Here is a 16994-nt window from a genome sequence, read left to right as displayed (position 1 = left end):
ACCAGATTGCCTATAACCCATACGGTTAAGGCTATTCTGGAAGACATGTCTAGCTTATAAACCACAGATATAATCAGCAACAAAAAACAAAGCAGCCACAATACATGGTCAATTTTGTAGGCGAAATCGCCCATTTTTATTGAACCTTGTCTTTATCTTTAATTGGTGGTTCGTTACCAGAACCATTACCTAAAGTCTCTAAATCAGCAGCAAACTTAGCTTTTGCTTCAGCAGATAAGGTCACAGTATCTGCAGTAGAAGGGGCTATTGTAGTAGTGGTTTTAGCCTGAGCCGCAGGAGCTGTAGTCTGTGCTGTTGATGTAGCAGCTGTGCTTGGGGTGTTTAAATTGATTTGCATAACTGTTCCTTATTGTTGTCACTAAATCAGAAAACCACTGTACATGAACTGTTTATAAAAAATCCAATAATTTTTACAACTAAATAGATTTTAAGGAGAAAGCTAAGTATTGAATTTAATCAAATTTCAGGCATAAAAAAACCTGCTGTAAAAGCAGGTCAATTTAATGGTCGGTACGAGAGGATTTGAACCTCCGACCCCTTCACCCCCAGCGAAGTGCGCTACCAAGCTGCGCTACGTACCGACGTTGGGCCTTATACTACTGCTTTAACTCATAAATGCAATGCCCCAAGGTTTGACTGCGTTTTTTTTGTTCGCTTTTCAGAACCTTAGATTAATTCCCGACCGCAAGCTCCACCCAATGCTGATAGACAGGAATGGCCAGCAGCACGTTCACCGGGAAAGTGATGCCTAAAGATGCGAGCATCGCTAAGCCTATATTGGCGTCCGGGATACTGGCGCGCACTGCAGCTGGTGCTGCTATATAAGAGGCACTGGCGGCTAAAGTGGTCAGCACCAATAAAGAACCTTGGGGTAAATCCAGTACTAAACCAAAAGCCAAACCTAAAGCACCTAAAGCAAATGGGGCTAAGGCTGCAAATAGCATTAAACGCCAATGTTGCAGTGGTAATGGATTACAGACTTTGGCGGTGCACAGGCCCATTTCCAGTAAAAACAGCGCCAGCATGGTTTTAAAGCCGCCAATAAGGGCAGGAGCTATAGGCTCTAAACCTTCGGGTCCATACAGATAACCAATCAATACACCGCCACCAAGCAGTAACACACCGCGGCTGGTTAAGGCTTCACGCCAGATATGGGCTTGATTACCCTGACCTTTAGTTGCTCCATAAATACCCAACATAATGACTATGGCGGGTAGTTCCAGCATCACCAAATAAAGGGTGGTTTCAGGCAATAAAGGCAAGCCAGATTTTTCAGCCAATGCGACAACCACAGCAAAAGTACCGGCACTGACAGAGCCATAGTGGGCGGCGATACTGACCGAATCTGAGTTGGTCAGTTTGACCAGGTAACGTAAAACCGGGTAAGACAGCAGTGGAATAATCAAACCTAAAGCCGCTACGGCTAATAGATCCGGCACCATACCGCTATGAGCCTGACCATGCAGCGCCATACCGCCTTTCAGGCCGAGCACCAGCATCAATAGGATAGATAAGGTTTCATAAATAGACTGAGGGACTTTTAAATCTGATTTTAACAAACCCGCGATAAGGCCAAAGGCAAAAAACGCGATCACAATATCAGGCATGACTCAACTCCGTAGCTGTTATTGGCTGGCGATTGTGCCTGCCTTTGGGTATATTGGATAATTAATTGTTTGCCACTTTAATATTGACGATTATCTATGGGGTGGTTAAAAGCGCAGGCAACAACTGGTTTTGGAGTGTTCTGTGGATGTACGACATTTAAGTTTCAGGTTATTGCAGGTTTATGTGCAGGTAGTGCGGCTGGCGTCCGTATCCGCTGCAGCACGGCTATTGCATTTAACTCAGCCGACTGTGTCCTTACAGCTTAAAAAGCTGGCTGATGAAGTAGGGCAGCCCTTGCTGGAATACCGCGAAGGTAAGGTGCATACCACTTACATTGGTGATGCGTTATTTCAGGCAGCTTCCGATGTGCTGAGTCGTTTTGATGATTTCTCTTCGTTATTGGAAGAGGCCAAAGGCGGGCGCAGCGGCACTTTAAGTTTAGGTATAGTCACCACAGCCAAATATGTAATGCCGACTATTTTGGGGGCTTTTGACAAAGCCAATCCGAAAATTGCAGTGACATTAAATGTAGGCAACAGGGCTCATATTCTGAACCGCTTTGGTCATCAGGATGATGATTTGTATTTATTCAGTCAGCCGCCCAGCGGCGAGCTGGTGCAGGCTTGTCGTATTATCAAAAACCCGCTGCAACTGATAGCTCCTGCTGATCACTGGGCATCGCGTTATTGTGCAGAGGGCGGTGAGCTTGATTTTTCAGAGTTAAAAAACGAGCGCTTTTTAATGCGTGAACCAGGTTCTGCTACCCGTATGCAGTTTGAATCCTGGTTGAGCAGTCAGGGGGTTGATCTTTCAAAGACAATGCAAATTGAAAGCAACGAAGCCATACGTTTAAGTGTCGCTAGTGGCTTGGGGCTGGCGGTGTTATCAACCTATACCTTAGGTCAAAGCACTGAGCAATTTAGCGTATTAAAAGTGAAAGGCTTCCCGCTGAATAGCCATTGGTATCTGGTGGCGCGCAAAGACAAAAGATTAAGCGCTTCAGCACGTCGGCTGATCCAATTTATCGCAGAGCATCTGACCGACTGTATTGAAGAGCGCTGGGTGGTGGAAGATATACAACAATTGCCTTCACATTTCTTTTTGCCAACTGAATAAATCAGGTCAGAGAGCACTGAAGCATCTGGCCTGATTTGATGGCACCATAGATCACTTAATGGATAACTTATTGCAGCCTGCGACCAAAACTGACGGAGTAAGCTACAGGGCGGGTTTGTAGCACGGGATCGGCTGTCGCTGTAATGCCTTTGGTCAGCAGCAACGGATTAAACATTTGTTTATCCCAGGCTGCGGTGTCTGCTGGCAAAGCATCCAGTTTAATGGTGCCGAGTTCAATCAGGCGTCTGTCGTCAGGCCAGGTTTTGCTACCATCAAGCAAAGGATCACCATCATTGGGTAATTGTGCCTGCAGGCTAAATTCTACCGGCGTTTTTACTACCCTTTGTTTGATCTCTTCCATCAGGAAATCCGGTGCCATTTTTTTTGCAGCCTCATCGGTCAAAAAGTTGGCTCCGGCTTTTGGCACTATGCGGTAGCGAAAATGCTGTTGTGCGCCTTTGTCATTTTCAAAAATAAAGCTGTTGACACCAAAAAACGACTGATTGGCGAAACTGGCAGGCATAGGTTTTGGTGTTTTTACAAAAGTCAGAGCCGCTGGGTGGCTTTGTAAAAATTGCTCCAGTTTAGTGGGCTTATTGGTGTCTGTTGCATTGGTTTTAATGGCGGTTAACAGCTCCAGAAATTCTTCAGGCGTTGCAACAGGAAAGCCGTTGTAGGAAATACTGACAATGTCGGTTGAGCTTTGATCCGGTAAGGTAAAGCGTATGGCCATACCATTAGGTCTGGCATGAGGATCGGCGTCCGGTAAATTAGGTACTCCAGTGGCGTTGGAAAAGCGCACTGTCACAGGCACGGTCTGACTAAAATGAGCGGCTGTACTGTAATTTTTTGCATCCGCAGATGGAGTAAAGTGACCTGTCACAATAGCGCCCTTGGCATGATTGGAACGAAAGCCTTTATGTGGGCCCTGAGCCAACTCTGTCAGTGTATCTACCAATTTTACTGCGACATTGCCGTTGTCTTGAGCTTGTACTTGCATACAGCTAAAAGCAATCAGGCTTAGAGTTCCCGTTATTAAACCTTTAGTCATGACCTTAACCTTTTAAGTAAAACGAACCTGCCGCGGTCTTTGCTCTCTGCAAGCATTAGTAAGGCCTGGCTGTTGGCTCTGCTGCTGATAATGAGTGGTTGAGGAAACTCATTCAAACAGCACTGCCGCTGCCTTAAACTACAACGACTGTTGAACCACAATGAATTTCGGTTTCAGTATGGTCAGAATTTTTCAGCCTTGCCATTTTCTGATTGCGCCGTTTTACAAGCCGCTGCATTATGCAGGTTCCTGATTTCGATGGATGTCTGTATGTCTTTATGGATCCCTTTTACATTGCTGGCAGCGTTTATGCAGGCAATGCGCAATGCGTTACAAAAACAACTGAGTAAAGATGTGCCTGTGATGGGCGTGACTTTAGCCCGCTTTATTTACGCCGGTCCTTTAGCGCTGTTGTATTTAGTCGGGCTTTACCAATGGCAGGATTATGCCATTCCGCATTTTAGCTTCTGGTTTGTGTTTTACGTGCTAGCCGCTTCTGCGATGCAAATTCTGGCAACTGCTTTGATGGTGGTGTTGTTCCGGCTAAAAAACTATGCGATAGGGGTGGGTCTTGCTAAAAGCGAGGCTATTTTGGCTGCTATTGTCGGTGTGATGTTTTTTGGTACTTACATCAGCCCTTTAGGCTGGGTTGGGGTCTTTATTGGTGGTGTCGCTGTATTTTTGTTAACAGGAGCCACCAGTATTCAATCTTTATCAGCCAAAACTCTGGCCTTAGGTTTAGGTAGTGGTTTAGCTTTTGCGCTGACATCTTTATGGGTCCGTGAGGCCAGCCTGACCCTGGGCTTGCCGTTTTTACCCGCAGCGGCCTGGGTACTGTTTTTTGTGATCACCACCCAAACCTTTGTTTTGCTGGTTTATCTGGCGCTGAACGACAAAACGACCTTAGTGAAGTTATGGCAAAGGCCACAGCTGACCTTAGCCACCAGTTTTACCAGTTGTCTCGGCTCTTTGGGCTGGTTTACTGCTATGAGTTTGCAGGCTGTGGCTTATGTCAAAACGCTGGGGCAGGTGGAAGTGTTATTTACGCTGCTGATTTCTGTGCTGGTGTTAAAAGAAAAACTCAAACGTCAGGACTTGTTGGGGCTAGCTTTGATTGTATTAGCTGCGGTGTTGGTGATGTGGGCCTGATTTTTGCTGAACAAATAAAGTAAATATTATGTTTTATATTTAAGCAATTTGTCATAAATCTAAGTTAATCTTGTAGTGCTTTGACGGAGAAGCAAAGCAATTCTGGGGGCAGGATGCAGATCCTCAAACAATAACAAGAACTTACAGGATTTATAATGAAACAGATCACAACCTTATCACTGCTTACTGCAGCCTTATACAGCGGTGCCAGCTTTGCCAATCTGCTGATCACTGAAGTGTTGTATGACGCTCCAACTAATGACAACACTGAAGAGTTTGTCGAACTTTATAACAACAGCTGCACTGCCATTAATCTGCAAGGCTATAACCTGCAGGATAACGGCGGCAGCTTTAATTTGTCTGGCACAGTGGCGCCACGCAGCTATTTTCTGGTGGCAAAAAACAGTGCAGCCATGCAAAGCCTGTATGGCAAAACACCAGAGCTAGCTGGTTTATCCCTGGCTTTTGGTAACAGTGGCGATTACGTCAAATTAAGAAATGGCAGCACAGAAGTTGATGCGGTGGGCTGGGAAAATGGCTTGTCCGGTTGGTCCATCAATGCTGTTGATAAATCCATTAGCCGCAATAAAACCACAGATAATAATCTGGCCTCAGATTGGGTGGTGTCTGCCAATTCAGGTAATCCTGGCACCGGCGTATTTACTGCAACCTGCAGTGGCGGTGGCGATACAGGAGGTGGCACTCCACCTGTTGTCAATTTACCCACTTATTACGCAGCCGCAGTGGGCAAATCTGGCAGCGAACTCAAAGCTGCGCTGAACAGCATTTTACGGGGTCACGTCCGCTTAACTTACAGTCAGGTGTGGGATGCGCTTTCCTATACAGATGAAGACCCAAATAATACCAATAATGTGATCCTGCTTTATGCTGGTCGCTCTGAAGCAAAAACCTTCCGCGCCGGCCAAACCAATTCATTGGATGCCTGGAATCGTGAGCATGTCTGGGCCAAAAGCCATGGTTTCCCCAGTGAAAGCCAATACGCTTACACCGATATCCATCATTTGCGACCTGCCGATGTGTCTATTAACTCCAGTCGCGGCAACAAAGACTTTGATCTAGGCGGCACAGCTTTGACTGAAGCGCCGGAAAACAAAACTGACAGCGACAGCTTTGAGCCACGTAATGCCGTCAAAGGTGATGTCGCGCGTATGATGTTTTATATGGATGTGCGCTACGAAGGGGGCGATGAAACCAGCACGCCAAACCTGATTTTACGTAACTTTGCACCTACCGGCAGTTCAGCGCCTGAAATGGGCAAATTGTGTGTATTGTTGCAATGGCATATACAAGATCCGGTGGATAGTTTTGAGTCCCGTCGTAATAACCGCATTTACGAGTGGCAACAAAACCGCAATCCTTTTATCGACAACCCACAATGGGCGCAGTCGATTTATGGAGCCAGCTGCGGTTTGTAGTATCTGAGAGTAGTTCGAATGCCAGGCTGCTTTTTCAAATGAAAAGCAGCTTGGAGTGTTTCAGGCCACAAGCTAGAATAGGGCAACTTAAAAAAGCGTTTAAGCGCTAGCCTATGGAGCATCTATGAAGCCTGAAGAGTTGTTGCAGCAATTGCAGCACCACCCTGATTTTTTAAAGCTCACCTTAGCCCATGCTGATTTTTTACCCTTTGCCAGCTATCAACTTGAAAACGGCACACAAATTCAGATTTGGGATACAGGTGTGATCTATTGCCAGCCTAAGCAGTTTGGCCAGCAGGATATAGTGCTTTCAAGTGGTGTACATGGTAATGAAACTGCGCCAGTTGAGCTTTGTTCCGAGCTGTTAAATGACGTATTAGCCGAAAAGTTACTACTGAAAGAGCGGGTGCTGTTTTTATTTGGTAATCCACCGGCTATCAATGCTGGAGTGCGGGAAATTCAGGATAACCTCAATCGCTTATTCTCTGGCCATCACAGTAAAGAGCCTGGTGTACAAAGCGCTGAGCGCGAGCGGGCGAAAAAGTTAGAAACCTATGTGCTGAAATTTTTCGACGAAGCGCCGCAAGATTTACGTGAGCGTAAACTTTATGATCTGCACACTGCTATTCGCGGTTCTCGTTTTGAGAAATTTGCTGTGTATCCATTTCTACATGGTGAAAACTGGAGCAAAGCCCAATTTGAGTTTTTGAAGGCCTGCGGTGCTAATACAGTGCTTCTGATGCAAACTCCCGCCAGTACTTTTAGTTATTTTGCCGCCCAAAGCTGCAAGGCGCATGGTTTTACCATTGAGCTGGGGAAAGTCCGGCCTTTTGGTCAAAACGATATGAGCCGTTTTACTCAGGCTGCATCGGCGCTCAGGGCTTTAATTTCAGGCGGCGATCTTCATACCACAGAGTTTAATGAAGCCGATTTTAACCTCTATGAAGTGCGCCGTTCTATCAATAAAACCACAGAAGCTTTCAAGTTGCATTTTGCCGACACTATTGAAAACTTCACTACTTTTGATGTCGGTACTCTTCTTGCGAGTGACGAGGGCGTTGAGTACAAAGTGGAAGTGGAAGGTGAAGCTATTATTTTCCCTAACCCTAAAGTGGCTATTGGTCAGCGCGCAATGCTGATGGTAAAACCTGTTTCAGTGGCTGGAAAAGTGAGTTAAGCCACTGGCGAATGCTTTGGCAGAGTACAAAAACTCTGACAGCTGGCCACACTTTAGTGCATGGACCAGCTGTTTTTATTTGTGCCTCTGGTTGCAATGCAGTTTACGTAAAGGTAAAGTTGCGGCCGAAAAATAGAAGAAAATAGCCATACTGAATAAAACACGTAAAACAAAAATAATGGTCAGGGCAAACGGGGAAACGCAATTCATTTACCAAGAGTGGTCACCAAGCCACCGTATTGCGCCGATGTTTGTCACAGTCTGACGGATACAACCAAAAGAGACACCTATGACTAACCCCAATAACGCAACCATCTCTACAGTGCACACAGCTGAGTTTACCAGCGGTCACGCGTTACAAATTCCTACACTGCGCATCCTGCAGGATGACGGTTCTATTTACCCTGGTGCTGAAGTACCACAACTCGACCAAGCCACAGCCCTTAAAATGTACGACAGCATGCAGTTTATCCGCATACTGGACGAACGTATGCTGGCCGCTCAACGTCAGGGTCGTATCAGTTTTTATATGCAGTGTTTAGGCGAAGAAGCCGCCACTGTCGGCAGTGCTGCTGCACTGGATGATAAAGACATGATTATGGCGCAGTACCGTGAACAAGGCGCTTTGCGTTATCGTGGTTTTAGTCTGGAACAGTTTATGAATCAGCTGTTTTCCAACGAAAAAGATTTAGGTAAAGGCCGCCAGATGCCAGTGCATTACGGCAGCAGAAACATTTATTACATGACAATTTCATCACCGCTGGGCACGCAAATTCCTCAGGCCAGTGGTTACGCTTATGCGCAAAAGTTACGCGGACTGAAAAACACCACCATTTGTTATTTTGGTGAAGGTGCAGCTTCTGAAGGTGACTTCCACGCCGGATTAAATATGGCCGCTGTACATAAAGCGCCAGTGATTTTCTTCTGCCGTAACAACGGTTATGCCATTTCAACGCCTGCCAACGAGCAGTTTAAAGGCGATGGTATTGCCTGTCGTGGTGTAGGTTACGGTATCAAAGCTATTCGTGTCGACGGTGCTGATATTCTGGCTGTGTACAAAGCCACTCAAATGGCTCGTGACTATGCTTTGGAACACGAAGAGCCGATTTTAATTGAATCTATCGCTTACCGTTTAGGTGCGCACTCGTCGTCTGATGACCCAAGTGGTTACCGCTCTAAAGAAGAAGAGGAGATGTGGCGTAAAAACGATCCGATTTCCCGTTTCCGTTTATGGCTGGTGAAACAAGGCTGGCTGGACGAAGAAGCTGATAAAGCTAAGTCCGACGCGCTGCGTCAGGAAATTCTGGATGCACTAAAAGTGGCAGAAAAAGTGGCCAAGCCTGGTATCGAACATCTGATGAGTGATGTGTACGAAACACCAATTCCGCTGTTAAACGAACAATTAGAAGAACTAAAAGCACATATCAGAAAGTACCCGGATGCTTATCCGGTGACGGCGGGGAGATTTGAATAATGGCTAAGATGAATATGTTACAGGCGATCAACAACGCCTTAGATTTAGCCATGGCCAAAGACGATGGTGTATTGTGTTTTGGTGAAGACGTCGGCCACTTTGGTGGCGTATTTCGCGCGACCAGCAAATTGCAGGAAAAATACGGTAAAGCCCGTTGTTTTAATACGCCTTTAACTGAACAGGGTATCGCTGGTTTTGCCAACGGTATGGCGGCTCAGGGTATGAAACCTGTGGCTGAAATTCAGTTTGCTGATTACATTTTTCCAGCCTTTGACCAAATTGTGAATGAAACGGCTAAGTTCCGTTACCGCTCAGGCAATGAGTTTAATGTTGGTGGTTTAGTATTCCGCACGCCATACGGTGGTGGTATTGCGGGTGGTCATTACCACAGCCAGTCACCTGAAGCTTATTTTGCTCATACACCAGGTTTAAAAATTGTCGTTCCACGCGATCCTGCTCAGGCCAAAGGCTTGTTATTAGCAGCTATTAACTGCCCGGATCCGGTGATTTTCTTTGAACCTAAGAAACTGTACCGCGCTTCTGTGGGCGAAGTATCAGAAGAGTATTACGAAATTCCATTAGGCAAAGCCGAAGTGCTGCAACAAGGCAAAGACGTCACCGTATTAGCCTGGGGTGCGCAGATGGAAATTATCCAAAAAGCTGTGGATATGGCACAAGCTGAAGGCATTTCCTGTGAAGTGATTGACCTTCGTAGCATTCAGCCTTGGGATGTCGACACTGTGGCTGAATCGGTAATGAAAACCGGCCGTTTAGTTATTAACCATGAAGCGCCATTGACGGGTGGTTTTGCAGCTGAGATTGCATCAACCATTCAGAAAAAATGCTTCCTGCATCTGGAAAGCCCGATTGAACGGGTTTGTGGTCTGGATATTCCATACCCGCTGGCACTGGAAAAAGAATATGTGCCCGATCATCTGAAAACTTACGAAGCGATAAAACGCTCGGTTAATTTCTAAGGATAGCCAGATGAAAAAAGATTTTATTCTGCCGGATATTGGCGAAGGCATAGTCGAGTGTGAAATCGTTGAATGGCTGGTGAAGGAAGGTGATCGTATCGCCGAAGATCAGCCTGTCTGTGACGTGATGACCGACAAAGCTTTAGTACAAATTCCAGCTGTGTACGATGGTGTGGTTACTAAACTCTATTATGCCAAAGGCGATATAGCCAAAGTGCATGCGCCTTTGTTTGAAATGGACACAGACGGTGTCGCTCCTGCGGCTACACCTGCTTCAGCTACGACGCAAACCGCTCCTGCCGCTGTTGCTACAGGCAAACAGCTGGAAGACTTTATTCTGCCTGATATAGGCGAAGGTATTGTTGAGTGTGAAATTGTCGAGTGGCTGATCAAAGAAGGTGATGTATTAGCCGAAGACCAGCCGGTCTGTGATGTGATGACCGACAAAGCTTTAGTGCAAATACCTGCCAAATATGCCGGCAAAGTAGTCAAGCTGCATTATGCCAAAGGTGAAATTGCTAAAGTACATAGCCCGCTGTTTCAACAGGAAATAGCCGGTGCTTCAACTGCTGCTCCGGCAGTTGTTGCAGCGCCAGTTGCTGCCCCGGTTTGTGCTGCGAAGGCAGCCTCTGTCGCCGCAGCTTCAACTGCAGCTCCAGCAGGCAATGGCAAAGCTTTAGCCAGCCCGGCCGTGCGTCGTTTAGCCCGTGAATTAAGCATCGACTTATCCTTAGTGCCAGGTTCTGGTGACAAAGGCCGGGTGTATAAAGACGATGTCAAAGCTTATGCAAATGGTGGTGCTACTTCTGCTGTAGCCAAAGTTGCCGCAACTCCAGTTAAAGCCGCAACGGCCACAGCTGTTGTGACTAGCACTGGCGGTAGTCGTGTTGAGCCTATCAAAGGCATTAAAGCGGCTATGGCGCGTCAGATGCAGGATTCGGTATCGACTATCCCGCACTTTACCTACTGTGAAGAAATTGATTTAACAGAGCTGATTGCTTTGCGCGGCCAGCTGAAAGATCAATATGCCAAGCAGGGTATTAAGCTGACTCTGATGCCGTTTTTTATGAAAGCCATGTCGCTGGCCATCAAGCAGTTCCCTATTATGAACAGTCAGGTCAACAGCGACTGTTCAGAACTGACGTATTTTGATGACCACAATATTGGTATAGCGGTCGACTCTAAAGTGGGTTTACTGGTGCCAAATATCAAAGGCTGTCAGAACAAGTCGATTGTACAAATTGCCCAAGAGCTGACGAAACTGACTGACGCCGCCCGTGAAGGCCGTGTTAGCCCGGCAGAGCTGAAAGGTGGCACTATCACTATTTCCAACATTGGCGCCATTGGCGGCACTGTGGCGACTCCTATTATCAATAAGCCGGAAGTGGCAATAGTAGCGCTGGGTAAAACTCAGTTGTTGCCACGTTTTAATGCCAAAGGTGAAGTGGAAGGCCGCTCTCTGATGCAAATCAGCTGGTCTGGTGATCACCGCGTCATAGACGGCGGCACCATAGCCCGTTTCACTAACTTGTGGAAAAGCTATCTGGAACAACCGTCATCCATGTTGTTGTCTATGGTCTAAGTCATTGACGAATAGCTGGTAATTGGCACCGTTCTTTGCTACAAAACCCGGATGATCGAAAGTAATCCGGGTTTTTCGTTTTAAGGGTATTTGTCTGAAACTATATGGATAAACATCAGCTTCGTAACTTCTATATCCCCGAAGAGCAGTCGGTTTACCTGCTAAACGCCAATGACGCTAAAAAGCTCAAAGACTGGGTGGCGCTTTGTATCTCTGAACTGGAGAAACTGGGTTATCGTCAAATTGAGCTGGTGGGCAAGGGCGCTTATGGTTTTGTCTTTGCCGGCCTTGATCAAAAGCAGCAGGATGTGGTGTTTAAATTCTCCCGCATTAATTTACCACCTCATATTCAGGAGCGTCTGGCTGACGAAGGTTATATGTTGTCACAGGCTGCGCATCCGAATGTGCCGCCGTTTTTTACTTATCAGTTGGTGAAAAAGCAGGGCATTTTAATGATGGGCCGCGCCAAAGGCGTGGATCTGGAGCAATACAGCCTGAAGCACGGTCGTGTGCCGGTGCGATTATTGCTGGATATCGCCACTCAGCTTGCGAGTTTATTACTGGCTTTGCGCCAACATAAAAAAGACGGCGAAACTGCACCTATAGTGCATGGCGATATAAAACCTTCAAATATTGTCTACGACGAGAGCACCAATCAAATCAGTCTGGTGGATTGGGGCTCTTCGGTGTTTGCCCAGCTCGACAGTGAAGGCCATTACATTGGCACTAACGTGATGCAGCTGATGTCATCGGATTTACAGACCTCCAATGCCCGTTTAGGGGATGTGTATTTTATTGGTCCAGAGCAGCGAACCGGTGCTTTATCCAGCCCTCGTTTTGATGAGCAGGGTGTCGCCAGTACTTTGTATGCTCTGGCGTCCGGCCAGTCTTGCCGTTTTGGCCGCAAGGCGATACCTGCACGAAGCCTGGGTTTGCCGATGGAGTTTGCCACTATGCTCGACAGCATGCTGGCGGATGATTTGTTGTTACGTCAGCAAGCCGGTGATTATTTCTTAAAAGCTATGCCGCGATTACATCATTTGGTGACACCTGATTTGCCATTGCTAAGCACAGAGTCGGTGTTACCGGTCTGGACCAGCACCAAAGCACAGGAGCTGGACACAGTGGTCTACTCATCGCGTAAATCCTTTTTACGTGAACACAGTGATGAAGAAGGTATCCAGTACATAGATGACGTGCAGTTAGAGCGTTATTACAAAAACTACCTCGAGGGCATGGGGGAAACCGAAAAAGCTTTTGTGGCTGCTGTTAGCCGTTTAGGTCGTTATCCTGTGGTCGGTGGTATTGCTATCCATTGGCAAAGTTCCGGGGTTTATATTGACTCCAGCCTCAATCTGTTTGACGAGCGTCTGCAAAAAGCCTTTGCTGTTGCTGTCAATAATGTAGTGCAGTTGGCGCGTTCTATCGCCAAAGTGGGGATTTTTAAAGCCTGTTTATTTGATGCCCGCCAGACCATTCACATAGCGCGCGACAGCACAGAACAGCCTTTTGTGGTGCCAGAAGGCACGGCGCTTAAATACGAGCTGGGCCAGAGCCAACTGGACGATAGCAGCGCTCAGCACAGTTATTTTGAAGATGGTAAAGACCCTGATGAGCAACTGGTGTTGCCGGATAGTATTATGGATGACCTGGCTGCACTTAATTTAATTCGCCACACCGGCTGTATTATTTTTGAAGTCACCCCTTTGTATATGAAAATACACAACTATTACCGTTTGCTTGAACCTGCAGCTGAAGCGAAATTTGCAGCTTTATTGCAGAGTATTCTGTCAAAAGTATCTTTAATCAGCGGTGAGGGTGTGGGCGGCTTTATGAAGTTACCGCACAAAGATACCCGGCATTTCAGCCACCAGAGCCAGCAGGAACTTTGTTATTATCCTGCCAATCCTATGAATTACCGTAAGAATTAGTTTCGGAGAAAAAAATGCGTGTTGTCCTGTTGTTGCTGTTTATCCTTGCTGCCAAAGTTCAGGCTGGTGATCCCCATAGTTTCAGCAACTTTGCGTTAGTCAGTCATCCACAGCTGACGTTGGATTTAACGGCCGATTTTGATAAAAAACAGCTTTCAGGTTTTGTCGAACTGCAACTGGACTGGCATCACCCTGATGTGCGCGAGCTTATTCTTGATAGCCGCGACCTGAGTATTGAAAAAGTCATGGGCCAATCCGCTGAAGGCCGATGGTTGAAGCTGAGCCACAGCTTTGGTGATAAGTCACCCAATCACGGCCAGGCGCTGCGCATTGAGTTTCCTGCGCAATTTCCTAAAGTGCGGATTTATTACCACACCAGCCCACAAGCTTCAGGGCTGCAATGGCTGACCAAAGAGCAAACCAGTGAAAAACAACAGCCTTTTATGTATAGCCAGTCGCAGTCTATTCATGCCCGTAGCTGGATCCCGCTGCAGGATACACCAGCAGTACGGCTGAATTATCAGGCCCGTATTCATACGCCCAAAGAATTGCTAGCGGTAATGGGGGCTGATAACAGTGCCAATACCGACAAAGACGGCGACTATTTTTTCCGTATGCCTCAGGCTATTCCGGCTTATCTGATAGCTCTTGCGATAGGGGACTTAGAATTTAAAGCCATGTCAGCGCGTACCGGAGTGTATGCTGAAAAAGTCTGGCTGGATAAAGCCGTGGCTGAGTTTTCTGATACAGAGCAGATGATGCAAGTGGCAAGCGCTATGTATGGCGAGTATCCATGGGGCCGTTATGACTTGTTGATATTACCGGCCAGTTTTCCTTTTGGTGGTATGGAAAACCCACGTTTGTCTTTTATTACACCCACTGTGATAGCAGGAGACAAAAGCCTGGTTAGTTTAATAGCTCATGAGCTGGCACATTCCTGGTCCGGCAATTTAGTCACCAATGGCAGCTGGCACGAGCTGTGGCTGAACGAAGGTTTCACCAATTATGTTGAAAACCGCATTATGGAGCAGGTGTATGGGCCAGAGCGTGCCTTGCTGGAGCGTCAGTTGTCCGTGCAGGACTTAGAAAATGATCTGGATCAGCTCGATGCCAAAGACACTTTATTGGTGACGGATTATACAGGCCGTGACCCGGATGACGCCTTCTCGCAGGTACCTTATGTCAAAGGCATGTTATTCCTGCAATTTTTAGAGCAACGTTTTGGTCGTGCTGTGTTTGATCCGTTCTTAAAAAACTATTTCCAGACTTTTGCTTTTCAAAGCATGGATACCGAAAAGTTTCTGCGTTATATGCGCAAAACCCTGCTGAACGACCCGGATATTGTTTCTATGGGCGAAGTACTGGAATGGCTGTATCAGCCTGGACTGGCCAGCACTTTTGTTGCGCCGCAATCAGATGCCTTTAAGCAGGTGGATCAACAACTGGCTTTATGGCAAAAAAGCGGCAAGCTGACGGATTTACAGACAAACAGCTGGAGTATTCACCATTGGTTACATTTTATCGGCCAATTGGCTGCTACTGTCGATACGGCCCAGCTCCAGCAGCTGGATCAAGGCTTTGGCTTGAGCCAGAGTCAAAATGCGGAAGTCGCAACAGCCTGGTTTAAGGTGGCGCTGGCAAAAAACTATACGCAAGCTCAACCTGCGCTGGAAAAGTTCTTAGTCAAGGTTGGACGGCGTAAGTTTGTGGTGCCTTTGTATCAGCAACTCAGCCAAAGCCCACAAACGCTTAGCTGGGCTAAAACTGTGTACCAGAAAGCCCGTGCTGGTTATCATCCTTTAACTCAGTCAGCTGTTGATAAGGTACTGAAGCTTAATTAATTTTTCAGTGGACGTTCAGCTAAGCAGGGTAGTCTGTGCTGAACGTATTTAACAGGATTTAAAAATGAAAACGAAATTAGTAGCTCTTCTGGTCTGTAGTATGAGTTTTGTCGCTTTAGCAGATACGCCAGCGGTAAAAACCGTTACTGTATCTGGTTCTGCTGTAATGCAAGCTAAACCGGATGCCGTGCGTTTAAGTATGCAAATTCAGCAGACCTCTGAGAAAGTCAGTGATGCTAAACAAAAAGTTGATGATCAGGTCGCTGCTTTAACCAAAGCCCTGCGTAAGCTGGGGGTGAAGGAAGAGCAACTGAATAATGCGCCTTTGCGTATTCAACCTGATTATCAGCATGACCCTGAGCGCAAATTACCACAACGTTATTTGGTTAGCCGCGACATCACTGTGTCTTTAGATGATTTATCGCTGTATAGCACAGTGCTGCAACAAGCTGCAGATTTAGGTGTAACTCAGATGAACCAGGCTGAGTTTTTAGTCAGCGAGTCCGATGAGTTGTATCAAAAAGCATTGCAACAAGCTTTTGCTCATGCCAAAACCAAGGCAGCTTTATTAGCAAAAGCCAATGGCTTAACCCTGGGTTCTGCGCAAAAAATCAATGAACAAGGTTATGCTCCTGCACCTGTGATGAAGATGGCTCGCGCTATGGCAGATGGTGCTGAAGTCAGCTTTGGTCAGACCGATATCAGAGCAGAAGTGTCAGTTGAGTTTGAAATGAACAGTCATTGATTGTTTATTGAACAAAAGTGACTAAATCTTTTTGTGGCAGAGGTTTAAATTTAGCGACAAAACAAGTAATGTAGGGGCCTTCGTAGTCATGGTAGAACCTATATTTCATGCGTGAGCAAAAATCAGAATTTTATCAGCTGCTGCAACAGCAAGCACAGTCTCTGATCGAAGACGAAACAGATCTGATTGCCAACATGGCAAATCTGAGTGCGTTGCTCTTTAATGAAATGCCTGATCTGAATTGGTCAGGCTTTTATATTTTAAGGGATGACGTTTTAGTTTTGGGACCATTTCAGGGGAAAGTTGCTTGTGTGCGCATTCCGGTAGGCAAAGGTGTCTGTGGTACAGCGGTGTCCAGTGGCGAAATCCAACTGGTAAAAGATGTCCATGAGTTTCCGGGCCATATTGCCTGTGATGCAGCCAGTAACTCAGAAATTGTGTTCCCCGTGCGTCATAACGGCAACATTATTGCTGTGTTGGATATTGATAGTCCAAGTCTGGCGCGTTTTGATCTGGATGACCAACAAGGTTTAGCTGGGCTGGTTCAGCTGTTTGAACAGCATCTGGCACGGACTTTATGAAAGATTTAGTCAATATTCAGGACTATTTATTCCAGGTTGCCGATGTAGGTGACTGGGAAGGTGAAGAAGAGATCGTCGCAGATCGAATCAACGCCATTTATCACGCAGTCTGGCGCCGTTTTCCGGATGATATTTTAGCAGCCGAAATTGACCATTTACTTATCGCTATATGGAACGAACTACGAGGTAGTTTAGTTTTGTTAGAAGCAGATGAGGATGAACTGGTCGACTGGGCTATCTGTTACGTTAATAACCAATTAGAAGAAGGCATTAAGTTAGTCGATGCCGCTGATGAAGAAGAGTAA

General features: G+C 46.5%; 15 protein-coding genes and 1 tRNA gene. 12 read left to right on the top strand and 4 right to left on the bottom strand.

Features of this window, described 5'->3' with window-relative positions; genetic code table 11:
* Positions 1 to 136 precede the first annotated feature (136 nt).
* The 3 genes from OM978_RS11860 to OM978_RS11850 all read right to left on the bottom strand — a co-directional run bounded on the left by OM978_RS11860 (position 137) and on the right by OM978_RS11850 (position 1628).
* Entirely contained in the window at positions 137 to 358 is a 222-nt protein-coding gene (locus OM978_RS11860; RefSeq protein ID WP_264342429.1) for a hypothetical protein, read from the bottom strand.
* 167 nt (positions 359 to 525) lie between these two features.
* A tRNA-Pro gene (locus OM978_RS11855) sits at positions 526 to 602 on the bottom strand.
* Between the two features lie 90 nt (positions 603 to 692).
* Entirely contained in the window at positions 693 to 1628 is a 936-nt protein-coding gene (locus OM978_RS11850) for a sodium-dependent bicarbonate transport family permease (protein WP_264342428.1), read from the bottom strand.
* Between the two features lie 142 nt (positions 1629 to 1770).
* On the opposite strand from OM978_RS11850, the gene OM978_RS11845 reads away from it, so the two are divergent.
* A complete protein-coding gene (locus OM978_RS11845; RefSeq protein WP_264342427.1) occupies positions 1771 to 2745 on the top strand; it encodes a LysR family transcriptional regulator in 975 nt (324 codons plus the stop codon).
* A gap of 67 nt (positions 2746 to 2812) precedes the next feature.
* Here OM978_RS11845 and OM978_RS11840 read toward each other — a convergent pair whose 3' ends face one another.
* On the bottom strand, positions 2813 to 3796 hold the full coding sequence (locus OM978_RS11840) for a catalase family peroxidase (RefSeq protein WP_264342426.1): 984 nt from the start codon (positions 3794 to 3796) through the stop codon (positions 2813 to 2815).
* A 270-nt stretch (positions 3797 to 4066) separates the two neighbouring features.
* Between OM978_RS11840 and OM978_RS11835 the strand changes: the two genes are divergently transcribed.
* From OM978_RS11835 to OM978_RS11785, 11 genes are all read left to right on the top strand, one after another.
* Positions 4067 to 4945 (top strand): DMT family transporter, encoded by an 879-nt coding sequence (locus OM978_RS11835; protein ID WP_264342425.1) that lies wholly within the window; start codon positions 4067 to 4069, stop codon positions 4943 to 4945.
* A gap of 155 nt (positions 4946 to 5100) precedes the next feature.
* Positions 5101 to 6381, top strand: a complete 1281-nt coding sequence (locus OM978_RS11830) for an endonuclease (RefSeq protein WP_264342424.1) — start codon at positions 5101 to 5103, stop codon at positions 6379 to 6381.
* Positions 6382 to 6505: 124 nt separating this feature from the next.
* Positions 6506 to 7558, top strand: a complete 1053-nt coding sequence (gene astE, locus OM978_RS11825) for a succinylglutamate desuccinylase (RefSeq protein WP_264342423.1) — start codon at positions 6506 to 6508, stop codon at positions 7556 to 7558.
* A gap of 289 nt (positions 7559 to 7847) precedes the next feature.
* The gene (locus OM978_RS11820; RefSeq protein ID WP_264342422.1) at positions 7848 to 9032 is read left to right on the top strand and encodes a thiamine pyrophosphate-dependent dehydrogenase E1 component subunit alpha; all 1185 of its coding nucleotides are present in this window, start codon (positions 7848 to 7850) and stop codon (positions 9030 to 9032) included.
* Positions 9032 to 10009, top strand: a complete 978-nt coding sequence (locus OM978_RS11815) for an alpha-ketoacid dehydrogenase subunit beta (RefSeq protein WP_233007306.1) — start codon at positions 9032 to 9034, stop codon at positions 10007 to 10009. The genes OM978_RS11820 and OM978_RS11815 overlap by 1 nt, the downstream gene beginning before the upstream one ends.
* A 10-nt stretch (positions 10010 to 10019) precedes the next feature.
* Complete coding sequence (locus tag OM978_RS11810; protein WP_264342421.1) at positions 10020 to 11591, top strand: dihydrolipoyllysine-residue acetyltransferase; 1572 nt, start codon at positions 10020 to 10022, stop codon at positions 11589 to 11591.
* Between the two features lie 104 nt (positions 11592 to 11695).
* Positions 11696 to 13522, top strand: a complete 1827-nt coding sequence (locus OM978_RS11805) for a protein kinase domain-containing protein (RefSeq protein ID WP_264342420.1) — start codon at positions 11696 to 11698, stop codon at positions 13520 to 13522.
* Positions 13523 to 13536: 14 nt separating this feature from the next.
* A complete protein-coding gene (locus OM978_RS11800) occupies positions 13537 to 15363 on the top strand; it encodes a M1 family metallopeptidase (RefSeq protein ID WP_264342419.1) in 1827 nt (608 codons plus the stop codon).
* 64 nt (positions 15364 to 15427) lie between these two features.
* A complete protein-coding gene (locus OM978_RS11795) occupies positions 15428 to 16108 on the top strand; it encodes an SIMPL domain-containing protein (RefSeq protein WP_264342418.1) in 681 nt (226 codons plus the stop codon).
* 107 nt (positions 16109 to 16215) lie between these two features.
* Positions 16216 to 16689: a GAF domain-containing protein gene (locus OM978_RS11790; protein ID WP_264342417.1), complete on the top strand. Its 474-nt coding sequence runs from the start codon at positions 16216 to 16218 to the stop codon at positions 16687 to 16689.
* Positions 16686 to 16994 (top strand): hypothetical protein, encoded by a 309-nt coding sequence (locus OM978_RS11785; RefSeq protein ID WP_233007300.1) that lies wholly within the window; start codon positions 16686 to 16688, stop codon positions 16992 to 16994. The genes OM978_RS11790 and OM978_RS11785 overlap by 4 nt, the downstream gene beginning before the upstream one ends.

The organism is Rheinheimera sp. MM224 (assembly GCF_947090785.1).
GTDB lineage: Bacteria > Pseudomonadota > Gammaproteobacteria > Enterobacterales > Alteromonadaceae > Pararheinheimera.
The sequence above is the reverse complement of the archived record's forward strand: the minus strand, read 5'-3'. Positions and strand labels throughout refer to the sequence as shown.